Source organism: Cucumibacter marinus DSM 18995 (assembly GCF_000429865.1).
GTDB lineage: Bacteria > Pseudomonadota > Alphaproteobacteria > Rhizobiales > Devosiaceae > Cucumibacter > Cucumibacter marinus.
Genome location: NZ_AUCR01000001.1, coordinates 295035 through 315421 on the forward strand (window position 1 = coordinate 295035; position 20387 = coordinate 315421).

The window sequence follows — 20387 nt, forward strand, 5'->3', positions numbered from 1 at the left end:
CCACAAAAAAGGCCGCCCCGAAAGGCGGCCTCTTGTTCGTGACGTAGCGACCCTTAGTGGTCGTGGTCGTGATCGTGATCATCGTGATCGTGATCGTGGTGGTCATGATGGACATGGGCCTCGGGCACCTCGTCCTCATTGTCTTCCTCGACCATCTTGATCAGTTCGTCCTTGGTGACCGTCTCGTCCTTCACATCGGCGAGTTCGGTGACAAAGGCGATGACCTTGGATTCAAAGATCGGCGCGCGCAGCGATTGCAGCGCATTCTGGTTCTTCAAATAATAGTCGTAGACTTCCTGCTCCTGGCCGGGGAAGCGCTGGACTTCCGCCATCAGGGCCTGCTTGTGCTCGTCTTCAGTGACCTGGATCTCGTTCTTCGAACCGATCTCGGCGACAACGAGCCCAAGCCGCACGCGGCGTTCGGCAATGCGCTGATAGTCCTTGCGGGCGTCTTCCTCAGTGGTGCCTTCATCCTCGAACGAACGGCCGTGATGCTCGATTTCGTGCTTCACGCGTTCCCAGATCGAGTTGAACTCCTGCTCGACCAGTTGCTCGGGCACGTCGAACTTGTGGGCATCGTCAAGCGCGTCGAGCACAAGGCGCTTCACGCGGCGCTCGGTCAGCTTGTCATATTCGCTCTGGATGCTGTCACGGATGGCTTCGCGCAGCTTTTCGACCGATTCAACGCCGAGCTGCTGGGCGAACTCGTCATTGACCTCGACCTTGCCCGGCACTTCGACGCTCAGCACTTCAACATCAAACTGGGCGGTCTTGCCGGCCAGGTGCTCGGCCCGGTAATCGTCCGGGAAGGTCACTTCGATGGTCTTGTTCTCGCCGGCCTTGACGCCGATGATCTGCTCTTCGAAACCGGGAATGAACTGGCCGGACCCCAGAACGATCGGGGTGTTCTCGGCCTTGCCGCCGTCGAAGGGTTCGCCGTCGATCTTGCCGAGGAAGTTCATCATCACCCGGTGGCCGTTCTCGGCCTTGGTGCCTTCCGGCGCCGCTTCGTAGGGCGTGTTCGATTCAACCACGCGGTCGAGCTGTTCCTGGATCTCTTCCTCGGGGACCTCGATCACCGGTCGGGAGACAGAAATCTTCTTGAAGTCCATCAGCTCGATCTCGGGCAGCACCTCATAGGTGACGGTGAAGGCCAGATCGGCATCCCCGTCGAACACCTTGTTGATGTTTTCCTGATCCTCGGGAAGATCGATCTGCGGCTGCAGCGCGGCACGTTCCTCGCGTTCGTCGAGGGTCTTTTGCACGCCCGAATTGATGGCTTCCTGCATCACTTCGGACATGGCAGCGCGGCCATAGACCTTCTTGAGGTGCGCGAACGGAACCTTGCCCGGACGGAAGCCCTTGAGCTGCACCCGGTCCTTGAGTTCGTTCAGCTTGGCGTCGAGCTGTTCGCTCAGCTCGGTTGCCGGGATCGAGAGATCGAGTTTGCGTTTCAACCCTTCATTGAGGGTCTCGGTCACCTGCATGACGTTAATCCGTTCGTTTCCACATTCGTTTCCGCCCGGCCCTGGTGCGGGTGGAGGGACTTGAACCCCCACGCCTTGCGGCACGAGAACCTAAATCTCGCGTGTCTACCAATTCCACCACACCCGCATTGGACATTGACCGCCCCTTCCGGCCCCTTTTCGGGTGGCCCGGACGGTGCGATCTGTGCCCGGGTTGCCGGTGTGGCGCCGGCAATACCCGACGGCCCTCCGGCCAACGCCGTTGGCGAAGTCGGCGCCGGTCTATATCAAGTTTCGCGTACAGTCAAAAGCTTGGTTTCAACCGTCCTTGCGCCGGAGGCGCCGGCGCTCTAGGCGAGTGGGATCAGGAAGGCGGCAACCAGCACGAATGCGGCGACGGCCATAAAGGCTATATTATAGAGAATGCGGCGCTCAGTCCGGCTGATGGCCGCTTGCAGTTCCTTGATCTCCGACCGTGTCGCGCGTTTTTGCACCCGGCATCCCCTCCATTGTGCATGCAATGCGATGGCGGCTCATAGACAATCCCCCCGAGAAGCGCAACACACTGTTGTTGCTCTTAAAAACCCGGTGAATTACCAATCGCACGCTGCCGCGTCCAAGCGATTGCCTATTTTTTGTGCAAACCGCCCTCAATATGGGCAGGCAGCGGCTTGTCATTGGCGGTTCGATAATCACACCACCCGCAACTGCTTGTTTTTGCGCCACTTTCGGGCGCGCCAAAACTGGCACGGCACATGCAAATAACGTCGCAGATGCACACACCCCGACAGGGGACCGGAATATGGGAGAGCGGCGTTGAAGAAAATCGAGGCGATCGTCAAACCCTTCAAGCTCGATGAAGTGAAAGAAGCGCTTCAGGAAGTCGGGCTGCAGGGGATCACGGTCACCGAGGCCAAAGGCTTCGGGCGGCAAAAAGGGCATACCGAACTGTATCGGGGCGCCGAATACGTCGTCGACTTCCTGCCCAAGGTGAAGGTCGAACTCGTTGTCTCCGACGACATGGTCGACAAGGCCATCGAAGCGATCCGCACCGCGGCCCAGACCGGCCGCATCGGGGACGGCAAGATTTTCGTCTACCCGATCGAGCAAGCCATTCGCATCCGTACCGGTGAAACCGGCGACGAAGCGATCTGAACCGGCGGCCCAACAGGGGGCCCCTACCCGTCAAACCGATCTGGCCGAACGGCCAACACATCTCAGCAAGCAAGAGGAAACTATGAGCGCTGCAGACGATTTTATTAAGAAGCTCAAGGACGAAGACATCCAGTTCGTCGATTTGCGGTTCACCGACCCGCGCGGCAAGCTGCAGCACGTAACGGTCGATTCCTCGACCATCGAAGAGGAAACCTTCGAAGAAGGCGTGCTGTTCGACGGTTCCTCGATTGCCGGCTGGAAGGCCATCAACGAGTCCGACATGGTGCTGATGCCCGACGCGTCGTCGGTTTATGTCGATCCGTTCTTCGGCCAGACCACCCTGGCGGTTGTCTGCGACATCCTCGAGCCGGGCACGTTCGAAAGCTACAACCGCGATCCGCGCACGACCGCCAAGAAGGCCGAAGCCTTCGTCAAGTCGTCCGGCGTCGGCGACAGCGTGGTGTTCGGTCCCGAGCCCGAATTCTTCCTTTTCGATGATGTGCGTTACGCCTCGAGCCCCTACAACACCGGGTTCAAGCTCGATCACAGCGAACTGCCGACCAATACCGACGCCGAATATGAAGGCGGCAACCTTGGTCACCACATCCCGCAGAAGGGTGGCTACTTCCCCGTGCCGCCGCTCGACAGCGCCCAGGACATCCGTTCGGAAATGCTCACCGTTCTTTCGGGCATGGGCGTCACCGTCGAAAAGCACCACCACGAAGTCGGCTCCGCCCAGCACGAACTCGGCATCAAGTTCAAGCCGATGATCGAAAGCGCGGACGATGTGCAGAAGTACAAATATGCCGTGCACCAGGTCGCCCAGGCCTATGGCAAGACCGCGACCTTCATGCCGAAGCCGGTTTATGGCGACAATGGTTCGGGCATGCACTGCCACCAGTCGATCTGGCGCGATGGCAAGCCGCTTTTCGCCGGTGACGAATATGCCGGTCTGAGCGAGGATTGCCTCTACTATATCGGCGGTATCATCAAGCACGCCCGCGCGATCAACGCGTTCTCCAACCCCTCGACCAACTCCTACAAGCGTCTGGTCCCGGGCTTCGAGGCGCCGGTGCTGCTGGCCTATTCGGCCCGTAACCGTTCGGCTTCCTGCCGTATTCCGGTTTCGTCCTCGCCGAAGTCCAAGCGCGTGGAAATCCGCTTCCCGGATCCGATGGCGAATCCCTATCTCGCCTTCGCCGCGATGCTGATGGCCGGCATGGACGGCATCAAGAACAAGATCCACCCGGGCGATCCGATGGACAAGGATCTCTACGAGCTTCCCGCCGAGGAACTCAAGGACATCCCGACCGTGGCCGCTTCGTTGCGTGAAGCGCTGGAGGCCCTCGATGCCGACCGCGACTTCCTCAAGGCCGGTGGCGTGTTCGACGACGACCAGATCAACGCCTATATCGACCTTAAGATGGAAGACGTGATCCGGTTCGAGCACACCCCGCACCCGGTCGAATTTGCCATGTACTATTCCGCCTAAGGGCGAAATATGGCGCATCGCGCCAATCTCTGTGAGACGGAACTGGGCCCCTTTCGAGGGGCCCTTTTTCCATAAGGCTAGGCGACCAACTCGCCCTGGCTCGCAAAGAAGGCTTCGGGATCGTCGGCCTCGACGACCCTGCCCTTTTCGACCACCCAGAACCGCGTGCCGACATCGCGCACGAATTGCCGGTCGTGCGAGACCAGGAAACAGGTCGCGCCCCGATCCTTGATCTCCGCTGCCAGGTCGTCCTGCCCGGGAATGTCGATATGGTTGGTCGGCTCATCGAGCAGATAGAAGTTCGGCTCCGCGAGCCTCAGCCCCAGAAGTCCCAATCGCGATTTCTGTCCCCAGGACATCACCTTGATCGGGCGGGACTGGAATTCATGGGCAAAGCCGGCTCCCGCCAGCAGCGCCCTCGCCCGCGTGTCGCCGACATCGAAATTGCGGGTGATATAGGCGAGCGGCGTCTGGTCGTCCGGGATGTGGTCAAGGGACTGGTCGGCATAGCCCAGCCCAATGGAGGGCGTCGCGCGGATACCCTTCACCGTGCTGCGGTCTTCGATGACGTCCCGCAACATTCGGACAAACACCGATTTGCCGGTCCCGTTCGGCCCCAGCAGCACGATCCGGTCGCCCTGGAAGATGTGCTGCTTGCCCGTGTGGAACAGGAGCGACCCGTCCGGGGTGGTTACCTGAACGTCCTCGAGCGCCACCAGCACCTTGGCATGGGTGCCCGAGTTCGACAGCTGAATGGCTGCGGTCCGATCCTTGTGAAGCTCCTTTTGCGCCTCCTCGATATCGGCGGCGCGCGCCTTGAGCTGTTTGGCCTTGGTGGTCAGAAGATCGCTGCCTGAATTTACACCTATGTTTTTCAGCTTGGCAGCGTTGCGGCGCAGCCTTGCGGCCTCCTTGAGCTGGTTCTCCTGCTCGCGTTTCGCCGCTTCATCGCTCTCCTCCAGCGCCGCCCGGGCCTTGGTGTAGGGCAGCGGAAACACCCGGCTGGCCGAGGGTCTCAGGAACAGGGTGCGATTGGTGGTGGCATCGAGAAAGGCTCGGTCATGGCTGGCGACGACCATCGCCGCATCACGCGACTTGTCGAGCAGCCAGCGCTCGAGCAGCAGGCGTTTTTCGAGGTCGAGATGGTTGGTCGGCTCGTCGAGCATCAACAGGTCCGGTTCCGTTACCCAGGCCCGTGCAATCAGCGCAACACGCTGCCAGCCCCCGCTCAGCTGGCTCAGCGGGCGGTCCCGCATCTCCTGAGGCGCGGCGAACTCATCGAGCACCACATCGACGCGCCAGCTCTCATAGTCGCGCTCCGCCTCCGGCAGTGCCGACAATACGGCGTCGTTAAGCGTCAGCTCACGCAGTTCCTCGGGCACATCCTGCGGCACCACGGCAATCTTGAGCCCGCGGGCGCGGGTCAGATTGCCTTCGGAAAGCTCCATCTCGCCGAGCATGCAGCGCATGAGCGAGGTCTTGCCGCTGCCATTGCCGGCCACAAGGCCGATGCGGTCGCGCGCATCAAGAGAAAGGTCGAGCCCGCGAAAAAGCGGTTCGACTGCAAGCAGACCAGCGTCTTGAAGGGTGAGGATACTCATTTTTCGTCTCCGGTCGTTTCCGGTGCGAGCGGCGCTTCACGCGGCAAAGCTCGCTTGTTGGTCCCGGGACAGGCCCGGGAAATCACACGACTGGCAGACGGGGAAATAGAAACCTGCGTTTCAGACCGCGGTGGCCAGCCCTGCAGACAAAGGATGCCGCAGGGCGGAAACAGGACCGCGTTGTCGATAGTGGTCGACCGAGTATGTCATGCAGCCCTCCTTCCCGAATTGTGTTTGTCCGGCTTGTGTTGCGACGCTTCAATTCTGAAACGGTCGAACAGAACCAGATATTACCGAGGCAGCCCAAGGCGGGCAAGCGCGGTTGAAGGTCGCAAATCGGATGGGAATTCAGGCGAGGAAAAAGACGAAAGCCATGCCGGTTATGACGATGGTTTTCGACATCCGCAGATGGGCGAGCCGGTACGCGAAACTCTTCAATCCGGCTCGACGCCACCACGGAAAAGGGATTGCCGCAGCCACTCCATGAGCTTCTGCTCTACGCTGGTGTGTCGCGACAGACATACGGCAACTCCATACTCATGACCGTATGCCCCTCACTCTAGGCCAGCATGCTTAAGAAAAAGCTGATGGAAGGTTGCCAATTGGTGGAAAGCGATTCCCGAATTGGCACAAAGCGAATCGGGAATGCGAAAACCCGGAGCATTTCTGCTCCGGGTTAAAGATCGTTGTTGGAGGAAGCGGCAGGGATTTCCGCTTAGTTCCAGCGGTGGCCGTTGCCCCAACCGCCATGACCCCAGTTCCTCACGCGGTGCTTGTTGATCAACTGCATGCGGCCATTGCAGCGATTGACGCGATACTTGTAGGACCAGCGGTGCTTGGTCGCCGTCACGATCGCCCAGGGACCGCGGCCGCCCTGGATGTGAATGTTGCGGTAGCCGTGACGCTGGAACTCCCAGCGGATCTGGCGGTAGCTGGCACAGCTGCGCTTGTGGTGGCGATGATTGGTCACCTTGAAGCCGTAGCCATTGCCGAAGTTAAGCGAAAACGAAACCTGGGGGCTGTTGTTGGTGGCGTAGGCCGGTGTGGTCACAGCGGCGGCGCTACCGGTCAGCGCAACGGCAACGATACCGGCACGGGCGAATTTCTTGAAAGCGTTCAGGCGGGTCATGGTCCTCTCCTTCAAATCAGTTTGTGTCGAGTGGCGTTCGTTGTTGATGGGAGGACCCTAGTGCGAGCCGGTTGAACTCAATTCGAACCGGGTATTCATTTTCCATTCATGTTGCGCGAACCCCTCGGAACACAGGCGGTCCGTGCTATAAGCTGCCCCAACGACCCGAGCGATTCGGATGAGCGGACCAAAAGGCGATATGGATCAGAACGACGACTTGTTTGGCGGCCTGGGCAATGTGCGCCCACAGCAAAAGCCCGACACCGCCAAACCGGAACCTGCCAAACCCCAAGCCGCAGAAGCCCAAGCCGCCGAAGCCCCGCCCGAAAACCGCACTTCACCTGAGAAAAAGCGGGTCACACCTCCGACGCGCGCAACCGAAGGTTCCTACACCGCAGCCGATATCGAGGTGCTCGAAGGGCTTGAGCCGGTTCGCCGCCGCCCGGGCATGTATGTCGGTGGCACGGACATCAACGCCTTTCATCACCTGTTCGCAGAAGTCATCGACAACTCGATGGACGAGGCGATCGCCGGGCACGCCAACCGCATCGAAGTGATCCTGACGGCGGATGGCTATGTGTCCGTGCTCGATAATGGCCGTGGCATTCCGGTCGAGGAACACCCCAAGATCCCGGGCAAATCGACGCTCGAAGTGATCATGACCACGCTGCATGCGGGCGGGAAGTTCGATTCCAAAGCCTATGAAACCTCCGGCGGGTTGCACGGGGTTGGCGTCAGCGTGGTGAACGCGTTGTCCGAGGACCTCGTGATCGAAGTCGCGCGCGAACAGGTGCTCTATCGGCAGACCTTCTCACGCGGGCACAAGACCTCGGAAGTCGAGAACCTGGGCAAGGTTTCGAACCGTCGGGGTACGCTGGTGAAGTTCAAGCCGGATCCCGAGATCTTCGGCCCCAAGCTCGCCTTCGTGCCGTCGCGCCTGTTCGCCATGACCCGCGCCAAAGCCTACCTGTTCGCGGGCGTCGAGATCCGCTGGCGCTGCGACGAGGAACTGCTGCATGGTTCGGATACGCCAACAAAGGCCGAATTCCATTTTCCCGACGGCCTCAAGGATTATGTTGAAGGCCGTATCGAGGGTGCGCCAAGGATCGTTGATGACATTTTTGCAGGCCGTGTGGGCGAAGCTGGCAGAAATGGCTCGGTTGAATGGGCAATCGCCTTCACTTTGGGCGACAACTTCATTTCCTCCTACTGCAACACCGTACCAACCCAGGATGGCGGCACACACGAGGCAGGACTGCGTTCGGCACTGCTGAAGGCCCTCAAGGCCTATGGCGAGCTGACCGGGAACAAGCGCGCCGCGATGATCACGGCGGAGGATATCATCGCCAATTGCGCGGCGATGCTGTCGGTATTCGTGCGCGAACCGGAGTTCGTCGGCCAGACCAAGGACAAGCTCGCCTCGGGAGAAGCGACCCGCATTGTCGACAATGCCGTGCGCGACGCGTTCGACCATTGGCTCGCCGCCTCGCCCAACCAGGCCGGCAAACTGCTCGATTGGACGATCGACCGCGCCGAGGAGCGGATCCGGCGGCGCAAGGAAAAGGAAATCGACCGCAAGTCGGCAACCCGCAAGCTGCGCCTGCCCGGCAAGCTGGCGGATTGTTCGCAGACCGCGGCGGATGGCGCCGAATTGTTCATCGTCGAAGGTGACTCGGCGGGCGGCAGCGCCAAGCAGGCGCGCAACCGCCACAATCAGGCGGTGCTGCCACTGCGTGGCAAGGTGCTCAATGTGGCCGGTGCCAGCCGGGACAAGCTGGCGGCCAACCAGCAATTGGCGGATATCGCCCAGGCACTGGGCTGCGGTTCACGCGACCGGTATCGGGATGAGGATCTGCGCTATGACAAGATCATCATCATGACCGATGCGGATGTCGACGGCGCCCATATTGCCTCGTTGTTGATCACCTATTTCTTTCAGGAAATGCCGCATCTGATTGATAACGGCCATCTCTACCTCGCAGTGCCGCCGCTCTACCGGCTGTCGCAAGGGGCCAAGACTTTCTATGCGCTCGATGATGCGCACAAGAACGAGTTGCTCGAAACCGAATTCAACGGACGGGGCAAGATCGAGATCACCCGCTTCAAGGGGCTGGGCGAAATGCCTTTCGCTCACTTGAAGGAGACCACCATGAAACCTGAAACCCGCTCCCTGTTACAGGTGCGTGTGGTCGACGACTATGTCGGGACGAAAAGCGCCATTGAGCGGCTGATGGGCAACAAGCCGGAAAAACGCTTCGAGTTCATTCAGGAGCACGCGGCCTTCGTGACCGATATCGACATCTGATCACTTCTCGGCTATCGGACTTGCAGCGTCACAAGTTCATCGCGACAGCGCGATATTAAGGCTTTCTTAAGCCGACGCATTGACTTGGGCGCGCGGCGCGCTATGGTCCGCGCGTCGGGGCCACCAGTACACATAACGTGCAGCAAAGCGTGACTTTGCAAAACGTCCAATCACGGATCCAAACGGAACCATCTGGAAGAACCCTTGAACGACAATTTTACCGCACTCGGTCTTAGCGACAAAATCATCGCGGCTGTTGCCGACGCCGGCTATGAGACGCCCACTGACATTCAGCGTCAGGCAATCCCCCACATTCTTGAAAAGCAGGACGTTATCGGCCTTGCACAGACCGGGACCGGCAAGACCGCGTCCTTCGTGTTGCCGATGCTACACTTGCTCGAACGGGGACGGGCCCGGGCCCGCATGCCACGGACGCTGATTCTGGCGCCAACCCGCGAACTTGCGGCTCAGGTTCATGAGAACTTCGAGAAGTACGGCAAGAACCACAAGCTGACCGTGGCGCTCCTGATCGGTGGCGTTTCGTTCGATGAACAGAACAAGAAGCTGGACCGCGGCGCGGACGTGCTGATCGCGACGCCGGGCCGCCTGCTTGATCATTTCGAGCGCGGCCGGCTGCTGCTGACCGGTGTCGAAATCCTCGTCATCGACGAAGCCGACCGGATGCTCGACATGGGCTTCGTGCCCGATATCGAGCGGATCTGCTCGTTGCTTCCGCCGCGGCGGCAGACGCTGTTCTTCTCGGCCACCATGCCGCCGGAAGTGCGCAAGCTCACCAAGAAGTTTCTGCGCGATCCCGTCGAGGTCAAGGTGGCCCGCCAGTCTTCGACGGCTGAGACCATCGACCAGAAGCTCCTGAAGGTAGGTTCGAAACCCTTCGAGAAGCGCGAAGCGCTGCGCGGCCTGATCCGCGACGCTGGTGACGATCTCAAGAACGCAATCATCTTTTGCAACCGCAAGCGCGATGTAGCCACCCTCGCCCGCTCGTTGGAGCGGCACGGCTTTGACGCCGGCGCGCTGCACGGGGACATGGACCAGGCCAGCCGCACTGCGACCCTCGACAAGTTCCGCAATGACGAGCTGACCCTGCTGGTCGCCAGTGACGTCGCGGCTCGGGGGCTCGACATTCCTGCGGTGAGCCATGTGTTCAACTTCGATGTGCCCACCCATGCCGAGGACTATGTCCACCGTATCGGACGTACCGGCCGTGCCGGCCGCAGCGGCCATTCAATTTCCCTGGTTGCCCCGGCGGACAAGAAGTATCTCGACTCGATCATCAAGCTGATCGAACGCGATATTCCGTGGATCGAGGGCGGCGCGTCTGCTCCGACCGAGGGCGCATCGGAATCAGGCCGCGATTCAGGCAAGACTGCAGAGAAGTCGCGCTCCCGGCGTGGCCGCGGTCGCAAGCGCAACGACGCCGAGACCGAAACTCCGAACACGGACGTTGCGGCCACCGCGCAGAGCGAGGCACCGGCCAAGTCCGAGCGGAAGCCCAAGGCACCCGCCAAGGACTCCCAGAACCCGGGCAACGAGGACCGTCGAGGCCGCAAGAAGGGCCGCAATCACGAGGACGAACCCTTCGGCCAGACTGACCAGGTTCCGGCCTTCCTGCTGCGTCCCGTCCGGCAAGCCAGCTAGCCCAAGCCGCTACAGTAGATATGTAATTTCCACATCCGTATTTCTACGTGTGTGGAACTCAAGTCCCCGGCGTACAAGCATATTTCCGGTCGATTTGCCGCTTTGTTAAGCTGACATTAAGCCCATGGGGCGACCATGTTTTTTGAGGCAGGATGCATTTCTAAAGGCCAGAACGGTGTCGGACAACGAGTATAGACGGGTGTTGGCCTACGCCAATACCGCTATGGGCATGCTCGAGCGTGCCAACATACCGCCATATCCGCAGTTCTATGAGCTGTGGTACACCTATGCTTCGGGAATAAACGAGCAGCTCAATCAACGGATCAATTCGATGATGGCGGAGGGCAAGGCCCTCAGCCCCGAAGCGGTCATGGACCTGTACCGGGAGTTTCTCAACAGCTCCGATCTTGAGGCCCGCATCTCGAGCGTGACCGCTCAGATGTCGTCCAACATCAATTCGGTGACCGATGCGATGCGCGACGCGATGACGACCGCGGCGCATTACTCCGGTTCCCTCGAAGAAGCCCATGGCGATCTTTCCGAAACGGTGGACCAGGAGACGCTTCGCGCGCTCGCCGGACGGCTGCTTCAGGAAACGCGGCAAATGCAGGAAGCCAATACCCGGCTCGAAGACCAGCTCGAGAACTCGCGTGACGACATCCTCAAGCTGCAGCGCGAACTGGACGATGCGCGGCGCGAATCGATGCTCGATCCGCTGACCAAGATCGCCAACCGCAAATGCTTCGACGATCGCCTCGCCCACGAGATTTCAATCGCTGCCGAACAGGGCACGCCGCTGTCGCTGCTCTTGATGGATATCGACTACTTCAAGCGCTTCAACGACACCTATGGCCACCAGACCGGCGATCAGGTGCTGCGGCTTGTGGCGATGACCATCAAATCGAACATCAAGGGCCGGGATCTCGCCGCGCGCTATGGTGGTGAGGAATTTGCCGCCATCCTGCCGATGACCGAGTGCGACGGCGCTGCGTCTGTTGCCGAAAATGTCCGGCTCGCGATACAGGCCAAGGAACTGATGAAACGTTCGACCAACGAGAAGCTCGGCCGCATCACGCTTTCCGTGGGGGTTGCGCAGTGGCGTCCGGGAGAACCGGTCACAAAGCTGATCGAACGGGCCGATGACCGGCTTTACGCCGCCAAGCATGCCGGTCGTAACCGGGTCGTCTCGGCGGCTAATCACACCCCCAAATCGGTGGCGCATCAGGTCGCCTGACCAGGTCCCTCACCCGTCAAGTTTCAAGAGCCGCGCCAGAGCGCGGCTGTTTTATTTGTGGGCTTGTGAGAGCTCAGCTCTGGGGCTGGACCTCGTCACGGGCCTTGGCGAGAGCGGCCAGGTCCGCCTTTTGCAGTTGCACGCTTTCCCCGCAGCCGCAGGCGCCGGTCTGATTGGGATTGTTGAACACGAAGCCCGAGCGCAGCTTCTCGGTCTCGTAGTCCATTTCCGTGCCCAACAGGAACAGGGTCGCCTTGGGGTCGACAAAGACGTCGACGCCCTTCTCGCGCACATGGTCGTCGCCCTCGGGCGCTTCGGCCACATAATCGAGCGTATAGGCCATGCCCGCACAGCCGGCGTTCTTCACGCCTACACGGACACCGGCCACCGGCTTGTCGGAACGCTCGATGATCTCGGCGATCCGGGCCGCTGCACGATCTGACAGGGTGATCACCTTGAAATCCATTTTTACCACCAATTCAGCGCGACTTGCGCTTCCTCGCTCATGCGATCGGGCGACCAGGGCGGGTCGAACACCATGTGCACCTCGACATCCTGGATGCCCTCGACTGTACGGACGGCGTTTTCGACCCAGCCGGGCATTTCGCCCGCAACCGGACAACCGGGTGCCGTCAGGGTCATGTCGATCTTCACGGTCCGGTCGTCATCGAGATCGACCTTGTAGATGAGCCCGAGTTCGTAGATATCGACCGGAATTTCCGGGTCGTAGACGGTCTTCAGCGCCCCGACGAGATCCTCGGTAATGCGCTCGACCTCGGCTTGGGGAATAGCACCCGCACCCGACATGTCGAAATGATGCGCGCCGCCGGTCACTTCGGTGGCCGGGGCGGTTTCGGGCTCTGCACTGGTCTCAGGCGTATCAGTCATTGCGTTTCCCGTTTGGTCCAGTCTAGCCGATTTCTCGGCCGGGCTGAATGGTTCAGCCAAAGAAGGTCATCGCGCGCTTAATCGCGTCGGTGAGCGCGTCGACATCATCCTTCCCATTATATAGGGCGAAGGAGGCGCGGCATGTAGAGGTGACGCCAAACCTTTCCAGGAGCGGCATGGCGCAATGGGTGCCCGCGCGTACAGCCACGCCGTATCGGTCGAGAATGGTGGAGACATCGTGAGCATGCGCGCCCTGCATCTCGAAAGAGAAGATCGCACCTTTGCCTTTTGATTCACCAATCAGGCGCAGGGCGTTGATTTTCTTGAGCTCTTCCTGAGCGTATGCGCCGACCTCGGCCTCGTGTTCAGCGATCTTTTCGCGCCCCACGGCCTCCATGTATTGCAGCGCTGCGCCCAGCCCGATGGCCTGGACAATGGGCGGCGTGCCCGCTTCGAAGCGATGCGGGGGCGCGTTGTAGGTCACATTGTCTTGAGTGACCACGTCGATCATCTCGCCGCCGCCATTGAAGGGGCGCATGGCCTCGAGGTGCTCCTTGCGAGCATAAAGCACGCCGATTCCCGAGGGGCCGTAAAGCTTGTGGCCCGTGGCGACATAGAAATCGACACCCAGATCCTCGACATCGACCGGCATGTGCACAGCGGCCTGACTGCCGTCGGCCAGCACGGGAACGCCCTTGGCGTGCGCGATCTCGACCACCTGCTTGAGCGGGGTGACCGTGCCCAGCACATTCGACATATGGGCAACGGCGACCATCTTCGTGCGCGGGCCCAACGCCTTTTCAAAGGCCTCGAGGTCGAAGCTGCCGTCCTCAGCCACATCGACCCAGACGAGCTTTGCCCCTTGGCGCTCCCGCAGGAAATGCCACGGCACGATGTTGGAGTGGTGCTCCATGATGGTGAGGACGATCTCATCGCCCTCCCCGATCATCGGCCCGGCAAAGGAATGGGAAACGAGGTTGATTGCCTCGGTGGCCGAACGCGTGAAGACGATCTGATCGACTGAAGGCGCGTTGAAGAACCGCCGCACGGTCTCACGGGCGTCCTCATAGGCTTCGGTCGCGCGGTTCGAGAGCGTATGCAGCCCGCGATGCACATTGGCGTATTCGTGCCGGTAGGCCCGGTCGATACGGCTGATCACCGCCTCGGGCTTCTGGGCCGATGCGCCATTGTCGAGATAGACCAGCCGGTGCCCGTTGACCTCTTCATCGAGGATCGGGAACTCGGCCCTGATGGCGGCCAGATCGAGCATAGGTGCCTACTTCCCTTCGCTGGCCGCTGCAGCAGCCAGCCAATCGCCGACAATGGTTTCGAGGTACTCGGTGACCGGTTCGTTATCGAGCGGGTCGAACAACTCATCAAGGAAGGCACGGATGAGCATGGCCTCGGCCTCAACGCGGGGTATGCCGCGGCTCATCAGGTAGAACAGCGCACTGTCGTCCAGTTCCCCGCAGGTCGCGCCATGACCGCAGATCACGTCGTCGGCGAAGATCTCGAGTTCCGGCTTGGTGTGGATCTCGGCGCCTTCGGAGAGCAGAAGGCCCTGCGACATCATCTTGGCGTCGGACTTCTGGGCATCCTTGGCGACATTGATCTTGCCCTGGAAGATGCCCTTGGCATCACCCCTGCACACGGATTTGAATAGCTCGGAACTGGTCGTATCCGGCACAGCGTGGGTCACGTCGAGAGTGATATCGGCGTGCTGCTTGCCTTCGAGGAGGTTGAGCCCGCCGAAATCGGCATGGGTGTCGCCACCGCCGAAATGGCCGAAGACATTGACGCGGTTGAAACCGGCGCCCGTATTCACCGTCAGCGTCCGCAGATTGGCGTTGGCGCCGAGTTCGTAACGGTTGTTCACGAACTGGGTCACCGCCAGCGCCTGCCGGTCGATCTGGACATGGGTGGCGTTGGCTTCGTCCGCTACCGTCAGCGAGGTCGCTGCATTGACCATATGCGCGGCATCGGACCCACCAAAGGTCTCGACAACGAAAGCCTTGGCCCCCTTGCCCACCTCGATCGCCACCTGATCGGCGGACAGGGCGGCCTCGCCTTCGGTCCGGCGGTCGATGTGCAGGGTCACGTCGGCACCGGGCGCCACGGCGATGCGCACGGCCTCGCCTGCCAGCGCTGCGTTGATCTGCGCCATGGGATCGCTGCCGGTCGTCGGGCCGGCTTTCTCGATCGTCACGGTCAGACCTTCAGGCAAACCGGACGGGGCGACCAGCGCGCCATTGGCGATGGTGATACGGGCAACACCGTCAAAGGCGACGGTCGTGCCGGGTTGTTCGACCAGCGCAGCCCGGGCTTCCGGCACGGCACGCAGCAGCATCTTCAGGTCGGAATAGTGGTATTCCTCGACCCGCCGATTGGGCAGACCGGACTGCTCGAAGCGCTGGGCGGCAACATCGTCACCCGCGTCGCGAAGATGGCCCAGCAGCGTCTGTTCTGCTGGCGAGAGCTTGATTGCGTCTTGCATGAAAGCCCCTTAGGCGGCCTTGCCGTCGAATGCGGCATAGCCCTTCTGTTCGAGTTCGAGCGCCAGTTCGCGGTCGCCGCTTTCAACGATGCGGCCGTCGGCAAACACGTGCACATAATCAGGCACGATGTGATTCAACAGGCGCTGGTAGTGGGTGATCACGAGCATGGCGCGATCCGGCGAGCGCAGCGAATTGACGCCATCCGAAACCGTTTTGAGCGCATCGATATCGAGACCGGAATCGGTTTCGTCAAGCACGCAAAGGGTCGGCTCCAGGAGCGCCATCTGCAGGATCTCGGCGCGCTTCTTTTCGCCACCGGAGAAACCGACATTGAGGGCCCGCTTGAGCATGTCCGATGAGATATCGAGATTGCCGGCCGCTTCGCGCACCGCCTTCATGAAGTCGGGCGTCGACAGTTCATTCTCGCCGCGCGCCTTGCGCTGGGCGTTGAGCGCGGTCTTGAGGAAGGTCATGGTCGCGACGCCCGGGATCTCGGTCGGGTACTGGAAGGCGAGGAACAGGCCGGCTACGGCGCGCTCGTCGGGTTCCATTTCGAGCAGATCTTCACCCTTGAACAGCACCTGACCGCCAGTCACCTCATAGCCATCCTTGCCGGCAAGGATGTAGGACAGGGTCGACTTGCCCGAGCCGTTGCGGCCCATGATGGCGTGCACTTCGCCGCCATTGAGGGTCAGGTTGACACCCTTGAGGATTTCCTTGTCGTCGTCCTCGACCTTGGCGTGCAGATCTTTGATCTCGAGTATGGGTGAACTCATCTGTTTCTCCGGTATGCGCGTTCGGCGACGGGCGCCTTATTCTGTTTCTTCGCCATCCCAGTAATCCGCCGGGGTCAGTACCCCACGGCCACTGAAACTGGCGTTTTCAAAATGGGTGGTGCCGGGACCAGCGCTAACGCTGATCTTGCCGGAATCGGGATATTCGACGACGTCGGCCTGCGCGTTGTTCGAGAAGCCGATATAGCGCAGAGGCTCGTCGCCGGTGTTGATGATCTGATGGGCCTCGCCTCCCGCCGGCGCACCGAGGCAATCCCCCGCCTTGACCGGCAGATGCTGATTGCCGATCCGGTACTCGCCGGTGCCCGACAGGATCAGGAACATCTCGTCGGACACATGATGGCGATGGAACGGAAAGGCGGTCTTGCCCGGCTGCACCACATGCAACATCGCCCCCAGGCCATTCAGGCCGAGCGTGACTCCGATCTCGCCGGTTTCAACGGCGAAACGGGTCCCCTGCTCCATGCCCTCAAGCGGCAGGTCGTCGATATTGACGATGGGTGCGGGCGTATCTGTCATCAGCCCACGCTGCCTTCCAGCGAGATGCCGATCAGCTTCTGGGTCTCGACCATGAATTCCATCGGCAGGTGCTGCAGCACGTCACGCACGAAGCCGTTGACGATCAGCGCCACCGCTTCCTCCTCGGAGAGGCCGCGCTGCTGGCAATAAAACATCTGGTCGTCCGAGATCTTGGAGGTCGTCGCCTCATGCTCGAAGACCGCCGTCGAATTCCGGCTTTCGATATAGGGCACGGTGTGGGCGCCGCATTTGTCGCCGATCAGCAGGCTGTCGCACTGGGTAAAATTACGCGCGTTCTCCGCCTTGCGGTGGGCCGAGACCTGGCCGCGATAGGTGTTGTTGGAGAACCCCGCGGAAATCCCCTTGGAGATGATGCGGCTCGAGGTGTTCTTGCCCAGATGCAGCATCTTGGTGCCGCTGTCGATCTGCTGGTGACCATTCGAGATGGCGATGGAATAGAATTCGCCGCGCGAATTGTCGCCGCGCAGGATGCAGCTGGGATATTTCCAGGTGATTGCCGACCCGGTCTCGACCTGGGTCCAGGAGATCTTGGAGTTCTTGCCCCGGCAGTCGCCGCGCTTGGTGACGAAGTTGTAGACCCCGCCCTTGCCGTCCTTGTCGCCGGGATACCAGTTCTGGACCGTTGAATATTTGATCTCGGCATCGTCGAGCGCCACCAGTTCAACCACGGCGGCATGAAGCTGGTTTTCGTCGCGCATCGGGGCAGTGCAGCCTTCGAGATAGCTCACATAGGAGCCTTCCTCGGCGATGATCAGCGTGCGCTCGAACTGGCCGGTCTGCTTTTCGTTGATGCGGAAATAGGTCGACAGTTCCATCGGGCAGCGCACGCCCTTGGGCACATAGACAAACGACCCGTCCGAGAAGACAGCCGAATTGAGCGTGGCGTAGAAATTGTCCGAGCTCGGGACCACCGAGCCGAGATATTTCTTCACGAGCTCGGGATGTTCCTTCACCGCCTCGGAGATCGAGCAGAAGATGATGCCGTGCTTGGCCAATTCTTCGCGGAAGGTGGTGACCACCGACACGGAATCGAACACGGCATCCACCGCGACCCGCGCGCCTTCGACGCCCGCGAGCACTTCCTGCTCCTTGAGCGGGATGCCGAGCTTTTCATAGGTGGCCAGCAATTCGGGATCGACCTCGTCAAGGCTCTTGGGCCCGGCGGTCGATTTCGGTGCGGAGTAGTAATAGAGGTCCTGGAAGTCGATCTTGGGATACTCGACGCGCGCCCAGCTCGGCTCCTGCATGGACTGCCAGCGCTTGAACGCTTCAAGACGCCATTCGAGCAGCCATTCGGGCTCGTTCTTCTTGGCCGAAATGAACCGGACCGTGGTCTCGTCGAGGCCCTTGGGAGCCTTGTCGCTCTCGATCGCGGTCTCGAACCCGTATTTGTACTTATCGACGTCAATTTCCTTGACCTGATCGATGGTCTCGCGCACTGCGGGCATAATAACTTCCTTGTCGATCGATCCGTGTTACGCGGCCGCGCCGCGGCCGGATTTGCGCTGCGCCAGAATACCGACGAGCACCTTTTCAAAAAACTCGATATCCGCCTCGGTGGTGGTCCAGCCAAGACTGACGCGCAAAGCGCATTGGGCCATTTCGTCGGCGACGCCCATGGCTTTGAGCACATGGGACTTGGAAACCTTGCCCGACGAGCAGGCCGATCCTGCCGATAGGGCTACGCCGCCGAGGTCAAATCCGATCATTGCGGTGGCATTGGCAAGGCCGGGCACCGCGAAATTGACCGTTGTCCCCAGACGCAGGGCGCGCCTTCCGAATATTTCGGCATCCGGCGCGTGGGTTTCAATGAGGCGTTCCACCTGATCGGTCAGCGCCGATACCCTTTCGAGGTCATATGCACCGGCAAGGTCCTGTGCAGCCTTGCCAAAACCGGCGATCAGCGCGGCACTTTCGGTGCCGCCGCGGCGCCCCTGTTCCTGCCCGCCACCGGGGATGAGCACGAATTTATCGCAGCGCGCCTTCATGAACAGCGCGCCAACACCGGCCGGACCGGCGATCTTGTGGGCAGACACCGCAGCCATATCGATACGGGAGGCGGCAAATTTCATCGGCAGCTTGCCAAACGCCTGCACGGCATCGACGAAGAGAAAGTGCTGGGTGTCGGCCAGCAGGGCCTCGATCTCGTCGAGCGGCTGAATGACGCCGGTCTCGTTATTGACCCAATGCACCGCGACCAGAACCGTTTCACCGGCAACATCAGCATCCGCGATCACTTTTCCGAGCGCCGCCGTCTCGATCACGCCATCGGCGCTCAGAGCGACCTCGTTGACAGGCACGCCAGCGGCTGCCGCAGCCTTGAGAACGGCCTTGTGCTCCCCGGTGCTCGTGATGATCCGGTCGATTGCCCCCGCCCGCGCCGCGCCGACAATCGCCTGGGTGATGGCTTCGGTCGCCGACCCCGTGAACGCGGCCCGGGTGGTCTGGGCGCCCGCCAGCCGGGCGATGGCCGTGCGCGCGTCTTCGATATGCTTGCGTAGCGCGCGACCCTCGGCATGCACCGAATTGGGGTTGCCCGTCAGCGCCAGAACGTCGGCCATGGCGGTGCGGGCGCCGGGCAGAAGCGGCGCAGAGGCATTATGGTCGAGATAGACGCGCTTGCGGGGTTCCATGTCGTCTTATCGGGGTTGTGTGATCGCGGGCCTTGGCGGCAGACCCATTCAATCCTTGAAAAAGCGATCGCACACTGGCTAAAAAGAGCGCTCTGTCAGACAGGGCGAGCGGATGAAATCCAGTTTCGAATTATTCTAAACTAGATTTTGCTCCTCGTTTTTAGGAAGCGCGGGCGGCTTCGTCAACCCATCCGAGCCTGAATTGAACGCCCCCAGCGAGACCCGATAACCGGGCCGGGGACAACGGAACAAAGAACCTTATGCCTGAAGTCATTTTCAACGGGCCCTCCGGCCGCATCGAAGGCCGCTACCAGCAGGCCAAGGAACCCAATGCGCCGGTCGCGATCGTTTTGCATCCTCACCCCGAATTCGGGGGCACGATGAACAATCAGATCGTGTATCACCTGTTCTACATGTTCGTTGAGCGCGGCTTTTCGGTGCTGCGGTTCAATTCGCGCGGTGTTGGCCGGTCCCAGGGCACGTTCGACCATGGCGTCGGCGAACTCTCGGACGCCGCTGCGGCGCTCGACTGGTTGCAAGCGCTCAATCGCGAGTCGAAAGGGTGCTGGATCGCCGGCTTTTCCTTCGGCGCCTGGATCGGCATGCAGCTTCTGATGCGCCGGCCCGAGGTCGAGGGCTTCATTTCAGTGGCGCCCCAGGAGAACCTTTATGATTTCTCCTTCCTCGCCCCCTGCCCGTCGTCCGGGCTGATCATTCATGGTGACCGCGACCGCGTGACGCCGCCTGAATCGGTGCAAAAGCTTGTCGACAAGCTCAAGACCCAGAAAGGCATCACCATCGAGCAACAGCTCGTTGAGGGCGCGAACCACTTCTTCGAGGACAAGGTGGACGAGCTCGTGGAGCGCTGCGGCGAGTATCTCGACCGGCGCCGCGCAGATATTGCCGCAGGCGGTGGTCGGTAAAACTCAACAAGCGGCATATCACCCTTTCCACTTCTCGGCGCCCCGGATGGGCGTAACGAAAAGGCTCGATAGC

The 20387-nt window shown here is 60.9% G+C and carries 18 protein-coding genes and 1 tRNA gene; 6 read left to right on the plus strand and 13 right to left on the minus strand.

From position 1 onward, the window contains the following. Positions 1-53: 53 nt before the first annotated feature. From tig to G489_RS22365, 3 genes are all read right to left on the minus strand, one after another. Positions 54-1487 (minus strand): trigger factor, encoded by a 1434-nt coding sequence (tig, locus tag G489_RS0101595; RefSeq protein WP_029040039.1) that lies wholly within the window; start codon positions 1485-1487, stop codon positions 54-56. Positions 1488-1529: 42 nt separating this feature from the next. Next, positions 1530-1614 (minus strand) — tRNA-Leu (locus G489_RS0101600). A gap of 202 nt (positions 1615-1816) precedes the next feature. Further along, positions 1817-1960: a hypothetical protein gene (locus tag G489_RS22365; RefSeq protein ID WP_155889278.1), complete on the minus strand. Its 144-nt coding sequence runs from the start codon at positions 1958-1960 to the stop codon at positions 1817-1819. 322 nt (positions 1961-2282) lie between these two features. On the opposite strand from G489_RS22365, the gene G489_RS0101610 reads away from it, so the two are divergent. Together G489_RS0101610 and glnA are read left to right on the plus strand one after the other, a co-directional pair. After that, positions 2283-2621, plus strand: coding sequence for a P-II family nitrogen regulator (locus tag G489_RS0101610; protein WP_029040040.1), 339 nt, complete (start codon positions 2283-2285; stop codon positions 2619-2621). Positions 2622-2703: 82 nt separating this feature from the next. After that, positions 2704-4113: a type I glutamate--ammonia ligase gene (gene glnA / locus G489_RS0101615; protein WP_029040041.1), complete on the plus strand. Its 1410-nt coding sequence runs from the start codon at positions 2704-2706 to the stop codon at positions 4111-4113. A gap of 77 nt (positions 4114-4190) precedes the next feature. Here glnA and G489_RS0101620 read toward each other — a convergent pair whose 3' ends face one another. Then, positions 4191-5714, minus strand: a complete 1524-nt coding sequence (locus tag G489_RS0101620) for an ABC-F family ATP-binding cassette domain-containing protein (RefSeq protein WP_029040042.1) — start codon at positions 5712-5714, stop codon at positions 4191-4193. Between the two features lie 715 nt (positions 5715-6429). Further along, complete coding sequence (locus tag G489_RS0101625) at positions 6430-6843, minus strand: hypothetical protein (protein WP_029040043.1); 414 nt, start codon at positions 6841-6843, stop codon at positions 6430-6432. A gap of 199 nt (positions 6844-7042) precedes the next feature. Here G489_RS0101625 and parE point away from each other — a divergent pair, with 199 nt between their 5' ends. The 3 genes from parE (at position 7043) to G489_RS18660 (ending at position 12041) form a co-directional block, all read left to right on the plus strand. Further along, positions 7043-9148: a DNA topoisomerase IV subunit B gene (gene parE, locus G489_RS0101630; protein WP_029040044.1), complete on the plus strand. Its 2106-nt coding sequence runs from the start codon at positions 7043-7045 to the stop codon at positions 9146-9148. A gap of 204 nt (positions 9149-9352) precedes the next feature. Further along, positions 9353-10807: a DEAD/DEAH box helicase gene (locus tag G489_RS0101635; protein ID WP_035871151.1), complete on the plus strand. Its 1455-nt coding sequence runs from the start codon at positions 9353-9355 to the stop codon at positions 10805-10807. A gap of 175 nt (positions 10808-10982) precedes the next feature. Next, positions 10983-12041, plus strand: coding sequence for a GGDEF domain-containing protein (locus G489_RS18660; protein ID WP_162142393.1), 1059 nt, complete (start codon positions 10983-10985; stop codon positions 12039-12041). A 73-nt stretch (positions 12042-12114) separates the two neighbouring features. Here G489_RS18660 and G489_RS0101645 read toward each other — a convergent pair whose 3' ends face one another. From G489_RS0101645 to G489_RS0101680, 8 genes are read right to left on the minus strand one after another with little or no spacing between them, the layout of a single operon-like run. Next, positions 12115-12507 carry a HesB/IscA family protein gene (locus tag G489_RS0101645; RefSeq protein ID WP_035871154.1) on the minus strand — a complete coding sequence of 131 codons (393 nt, stop codon included), beginning with the start codon at positions 12505-12507 and terminating at the stop codon, positions 12115-12117. 2 nt (positions 12508-12509) lie between these two features. Then, the gene (locus G489_RS0101650; protein ID WP_029040047.1) at positions 12510-12929 is read right to left on the minus strand and encodes an SUF system Fe-S cluster assembly protein; all 420 of its coding nucleotides are present in this window, start codon (positions 12927-12929) and stop codon (positions 12510-12512) included. Positions 12930-12981: 52 nt separating this feature from the next. Next, positions 12982-14199, minus strand: coding sequence for a cysteine desulfurase (locus tag G489_RS0101655; RefSeq protein ID WP_029040048.1), 1218 nt, complete (start codon positions 14197-14199; stop codon positions 12982-12984). A 6-nt stretch (positions 14200-14205) separates the two neighbouring features. Then, positions 14206-15423, minus strand: a complete 1218-nt coding sequence (gene sufD / locus G489_RS18665) for a Fe-S cluster assembly protein SufD (protein WP_051332195.1) — start codon at positions 15421-15423, stop codon at positions 14206-14208. A 9-nt stretch (positions 15424-15432) separates the two neighbouring features. After that, positions 15433-16200 carry a Fe-S cluster assembly ATPase SufC gene (sufC, locus tag G489_RS0101665; protein ID WP_035871156.1) on the minus strand — a complete coding sequence of 256 codons (768 nt, stop codon included), beginning with the start codon at positions 16198-16200 and terminating at the stop codon, positions 15433-15435. 36 nt (positions 16201-16236) lie between these two features. Next, positions 16237-16737 carry a cupin domain-containing protein gene (locus G489_RS0101670; RefSeq protein WP_029040050.1) on the minus strand — a complete coding sequence of 167 codons (501 nt, stop codon included), beginning with the start codon at positions 16735-16737 and terminating at the stop codon, positions 16237-16239. After that, complete coding sequence (gene sufB / locus G489_RS0101675) at positions 16737-18206, minus strand: Fe-S cluster assembly protein SufB (RefSeq protein WP_029040051.1); 1470 nt, start codon at positions 18204-18206, stop codon at positions 16737-16739. Before sufB ends, G489_RS0101670 begins: the two co-directional genes overlap by 1 nt. Before the next feature lie 27 nt (positions 18207-18233). Then, positions 18234-19391, minus strand: a complete 1158-nt coding sequence (locus tag G489_RS0101680) for a cysteine desulfurase family protein (RefSeq protein WP_029040052.1) — start codon at positions 19389-19391, stop codon at positions 18234-18236. Between the two features lie 260 nt (positions 19392-19651). On the opposite strand from G489_RS0101680, the gene G489_RS0101685 reads away from it, so the two are divergent. Beyond that, positions 19652-20314 carry an alpha/beta hydrolase gene (locus tag G489_RS0101685; RefSeq protein WP_029040053.1) on the plus strand — a complete coding sequence of 221 codons (663 nt, stop codon included), beginning with the start codon at positions 19652-19654 and terminating at the stop codon, positions 20312-20314. Positions 20315-20387: the final 73 nt, after the last annotated feature.